The sequence below is a fragment of the Frankia sp. CcWB2 genome (assembly GCF_977927585.1).
Map to the genome: position 1 here is coordinate 13,042 of NZ_CDWRCM010000069.1, position 5,117 is coordinate 18,158.

The following is a 5,117-nucleotide window of genomic DNA, read 5'->3' on the forward strand; positions in this document are numbered from 1 at the left end:
GGAAGTCCTCCCGGGCCAGCAGCTTGGGCGATACCCGGTAAGGTCCAGATTCGTACGACATCGAAACGGCCTTCCATGTCGGTACGGTCGGTGAAGGCCGGAGTGAAATCGGGCGATCAGTCCTCCGTCAGTCGACACATCAGGATAACGACGCCATGCCAAACGGGCACAGATGTTCGGCTGAATGCTCGACTGTCGGATATCCGACAGCACGGGCTCGGCGGTTTCCCGGGTCTTCCCGGGTCTTCGCGGTGTATGGCGGATGTCGTGTCTGACTCCTTGCGGACAGCGACGGCTGCTGGTGGCGTGCTGTCGCCGCTGGCCGGGGTGATGTCACGGACGCCACCTAGGAGCCGGGCCGTAGATAGGTGAAGTCTTCCCCTCCAGCGCCCGGTTGCCTGTGGCGCAGACGACGACATCCGCGCGGCCCATACGAGAAAGGCATGCCTGACTGACGTTTCCGGATCCCGGTCGCCCGCGTCAGTCTTGGCGGCAGGCCGGTCCCGCCCCGCGTCGAGCCGCGACCTCCGCCGGGCGGGGCCGGCGTGACGGCGAGCCGCAGCCGGGCGTGACGCCCGAGACCTCCGGGAGGGGTCCTTGGACAGGTGGCCCTGCCCTGCCCAAGCAGGGCCACCCTCGGCCTTTGCCCGAGTCCGGGGAGCCCGCCGAACCGACGGGCCCGGCCGCGCTTGAGCCGACCGTCGCGACCACACCCCGGGGATTCGACCGCTGGGCGGTCACGGTGGCGGCCGGTTCCGACCCGAGGGGGAGGCCTTCCGCGCAGTCGGGCGCATGCCCGCGCCGCTCCTCCGTTACAGGATTTCGATCACAGCGAGGTGCGGAACGGACCAGTCACCTCGTAGGTGATGCCGCCGCTGCTGGAACCCGAGGTGCTGCGCTGGGAGGAGAAGTGAAGTACAGCCGGTTACCAGCCGGGTTGAACGCCGGTCCGGTGATCTCCGAGGAGCTCTGGCCAGTGATGCGCAGGAAGGGGGCAACGATGTCGCCGGGGGTGATGATGCAGATCTCCATGTTGCCGCCGTCCTCGGCGACGTAGAGGTCACCGACGGCGGCGACGGTGATGTTGTCGACACCGGTCAGCGGGGCGCCGGAGACGTTGTCGTCGTAGACGATCGCCAGGGTGTTGGCCGCCGCGTCGTAGGCCCACACCCGGTTGTCGCCCTTGGTGGTGAAGTAGCACTTGCCGGCCGAGTACCAGGCGCCCTCGCCGCCGTTGAACAGCTTGGCGCCCGAGACCTGGTCGCGGGTGGGTGTGGGGCTGCCGTCGGGGTCGGGCACGTTTGCCCAAGACAGCACGCCGGAGACCTCCTTGAGTACCTGCAGGGTGCCGGAGGACAGGTTGCCCCAGGTGGTGGGCACAAACCGGTAGAAACACCCGTCGGACGCGTCCTCGGTCAGGTAGATCACCTTCCGGTCCGGGTCGGCGGCAGCAGCCTCATGGTTGAATCGGCCCATCGCGGCCCGCCGGACAGCCGCGTTGACCCCCCCACGGGTCGGTCTCGTACACGTAGCCGGTGCTGGTCTCCTCACACGACAGCCAGGTGTTCCACGGGGTGGTCCCGCCCGCGCAGTTGCGGTTGGTGCCGGACAGGATGCTGTAGGCGCCAATGATGTTGGCGTTGCTGTTGAACTTCACGGCACTCACGCCGCCGCCGCCGCTGCCTACCTCGGCGTTGGACACATAGATCCAGCCCGTGCCGTTGGCGAAGCAGGCGCCGCCGTCCGGGGCCCTGTGCCAGGTGTAGCTGGTGCCCGACACGGTCTGGGTGGATCGGGCGATCACCCGGCTGGTGAAGCCTGACGGCAACATGATTCCGTTGGCGTCGGCTGACTGCAGCGGCCCGTAGGGGCTGTTACCCGGTACCGCGCCGGGTAGGCCACGGCCGCTGCGCGCCACAGCGAGCCACTGAAGGCCGCCGCGCCGACGCTAACAAGACCGGTCCGAAGGAGAGTTCGACGATCCATTCCTGCTCCCATCTCCACGTGAGGATGCCGCGCTCGCCTGAGCGTCTCCGCCCGAGCCGCAGTATTCCGTGCCGCCGGCAATCTAACGTACGGTGAGAAAATACGACAGAATCGTGGCGTGAACATTGTGAAACCGGCTGGACAACAATATCAACGTAGAGTCAAGATCGACCCGGTAATTATTCGAGCTGAAATCTTACCCAATGTTCGATGTAATTCGGATGTTGCGGTGGGGGCTGGCCTTGTGCGGTCGCGTCGGAGAGGGCGCTGGTTACTCACGTGGAACGGGTCGACGACCAGGCGGGCGTGCGGCTAGAGTCCCAGCGAGGCCTGGCGATCCGTTCAGCCCTCGCCGGTGAAGTGCAGGGTGACGCGATGCCGGTCCGACGGCCAGGCGGGCACCTGGAGAACGCCCCGGTGGGCCGTTTTTCCCCGCGGCGTCATCGCGACTTCGACCGAACGCTCACCCGCCGGGATGAACACATCTACGCCGGTAATGAAGCCGATCCCGAAATACGCCGGAATCGGCATCATGAGGTGGGTGACGCCATCGGAATTCCGGTCGAACAGGTAGACGCCCAGGGCCATTTTGAACCGGGGTGCGTCGGCGGCATTCAGCACGTTCTTCCCATCGATGCTGAGGACGTCGTCGGCGTCCCCCTGGTCCCCCCACCATTCGAGCGAGCGTTCGACGACCAGGCCGGTGTGCCCGGGACCGGTCTCCATCCCGCCGCCGATCTCCTTGCCCGGCTGGCTTGTCAGCAGGCGTACGAGGTGATCGTCGCGGCGGAACGGCTGGTAGTAGAAGTGGTGGTCGGGTTCCCCGCCGCGTACGATTACGAACTCGTAGGTGGAGGCGCCGTCACCCCGGAACGGACCCCAGGATCCGTCGCCGGAGAGGTGGAAATAACCTTTGAGGCTGTTCGCCCCCCGCCGGCCCGTCCGTGGGTCGACCCGGTGAACCTCCAGTCTGGCGTCCCGCACACCGACATTCATCGGATAGAGCAGGGCTCGGCCGGAGATCTCGATCGGGCCCTGCTTCGGCACCACGCCGGTCGTGTGCGGAGTGGTTCCGGTGAGGAACCGGTACATCTCCCTGAAGGTGGCCGCCGAGGTCAGGAGTTGGGCGCGGTCCTGGTCGACGAACCGCACGTTGGCGGCCCCCTCGACGCGCCGGGTCGGATCGTTCTCGCCCCAGACCGCCAGGGTGGGCACCCCGGCCGGGGGTCTGCCCGCGAGCGAGCCTCCGACAGTGACGTAGTGCGCGACCCGGTTCGCCCGGTCGGACGAGCTGGTCAGGTACCGCTCGCTCAACGCGGCGCCCTCGAGATGTGCCACCAGATCGAGCTTCTTCGCCCCGGTCGCCTTGAGGACACTGGCGATCTTCGCATCGAGGTTCGGGAGGACCTCCTTGACGGGGTTGGCCGAGGACGACGCGTCGTAGTCGAAGGCCTCGACGTGGTCGACGGGATAGCCGTTTGCGGTGAATCGTTGCGCCGGTGTCTCGAAGAGGCTGCCCGACCCGAGGCTGCCGTGCACGAACAGGATCGGGAGGCGAGAGGCATCCGGGGCGGCGTCCGCGGCGTCCGCCAGCTCCCGCGCGAGCGCCGGGGAGCGTCCTGCGCCGGGCTCCGTGCCGCCACTGCCGGAACAGGCGACCGCCAGTCCGGCGATGGCAAGCGCGCTCAGCAGGTGGAAGCAACGGCGGCGAGCCACTCGACGTCCCTTTCCCTCGGGATATCCGACGGCCACGCACCGGGCCACCGTCAGCATTTCTCCGGTCGGTTACACCTCGGTAACGGCGCACCACTGGATCGGACGTTCTCCGCGTCCGACGCATCTCTGGCCAGAGCACAGTACATCGGGCCAGCGCACAGGACGGCCAGGCCCGCGTGAGCTTCGGTGCGGACGCGGCCGTGCCCCTGGTCAAAAACAAGGTGCGGGCCCGGCCAGTCGCCTGTCATCATCTCGGCGTGGACAGCGCGGCCGGCGGGGTTCCGCATCAGGAGGTGCGGTCGCCTGGCATCGGTTCCCGGGGCACCGGTCAAAACGGCACCGGCCCGGACGGCACCGGCCCGGACGGTGTCGGCACCGCCGTGGACAACCTCGTTTCCCGCCGGGTGGAGCGGCAGGCCGCCCTGCGTTCCTATCTGCGTTTCGTCGCGACCTTCAAGGGGCCGGCTCTCCTGGTCGTCGGTGTCTTCGTCCTGTCCAACAGCCTGCTCGCCGTGATACCGGTCTTCATCGGCCTTTTCGTGCAGGCTCTCGCCGCTGCCCCGGTACAGACCCACGACGCGTACCTGTACGCCGGCGTCCTTCTCGCATGCAACATCGGCCATGACCTGACCTGGCGTGGTGCCGAGGTGCTGTATCTCCGGCTGCTCAACCACCGGGGCTACGAATACGAGAACATTCTCTTTGGAAATGTCATAAACGAGCGGTACCCATACTTCGTCGGCAAGTTCACCGGAAAGATCAGCAGCTATGTGAGCACGCTCGGCCGCGAGTTCCGAGAGATCCTCGAGACGGCGTGCTTCACGTACGTCGAACAGTTGGTCAAGGTTCCGGCGATCATAATGATCATGTTCTCGGTGAACCTCTACTCGGGCCTGACCTTCCTGGGTTCCGTCGCGATTATGCTTCTTGTCGGCAGGCACACCGTCAGTCGTTCGGCCCGCGCGGAGAAGCGGCTCGCGGACGAGGTCTCGGAGATGGACGGTTACGTGATCGACGTCATCTCGAACTTCGTGAGTGTGAAGTCGTTCCTCCAGGAGGAGGCCGAGTACGAGCGGGTCCGCCGGCGTCGTCGCCGGGTCATCGCCGCCGCGTATCGCTCGTCCTTCTGGAGCATTGTGTTCTGGAACCTCGATGAGCCTCGTGGTCCGGTATCTCGTCTGGCCGGTGTCGATCGTCCTCAACCTGCATCTGTTCCTCCGCGGTGAGATGAGCCTGGCCCAGTTCACGACCTTTCTCTCCGCGCTGGTCCTCTTCTCCGACTTTATCTGGGGGACGGTGTGGGAGATCGCGCAGCTTAATCTCCGGCTCGCCCGAATCGAGGAAGCCTACCACTATCTCTTCGCTGGTCGGGACATCCTGTCGGCCAGTCCGGATAATTCGGCTGGTCCGGATAA

The 5,117-nt window shown here is 66.3% G+C and carries 2 protein-coding genes and 2 pseudogenes; 2 read left to right on the forward strand and 2 right to left on the reverse strand.

Annotation, left to right across the window (positions count from 1 at the left end):
• Positions 1 to 826: 826 nt before the first annotated feature.
• Positions 827 to 1,986, reverse strand: a pseudogene (locus tag ACY45C_RS09685) (alkaline phosphatase PhoX).
• 342 nt (positions 1,987 to 2,328) lie between these two features.
• Positions 2,329 to 3,702 carry a lipase gene (locus tag ACY45C_RS09690; RefSeq protein WP_462187291.1) on the reverse strand — a complete coding sequence of 458 codons (1,374 nt, stop codon included), beginning with the start codon at positions 3,700 to 3,702 and terminating at the stop codon, positions 2,329 to 2,331.
• A gap of 176 nt (positions 3,703 to 3,878) precedes the next feature.
• Here ACY45C_RS09690 and ACY45C_RS09695 point away from each other — a divergent pair, with 176 nt between their 5' ends.
• Both ACY45C_RS09695 and ACY45C_RS09700 read left to right on the forward strand, forming a co-directional pair.
• Positions 3,879 to 4,928, forward strand: coding sequence for an ABC transporter transmembrane domain-containing protein (locus ACY45C_RS09695; RefSeq protein WP_462187292.1), 1,050 nt, complete (start codon positions 3,879 to 3,881; stop codon positions 4,926 to 4,928).
• Positions 4,855 to 5,117, forward strand: a pseudogene (locus tag ACY45C_RS09700) (ABC transporter ATP-binding protein); the annotation flags it as partial. The gene ACY45C_RS09695 and the pseudogene ACY45C_RS09700, both read left to right, overlap by 74 nt.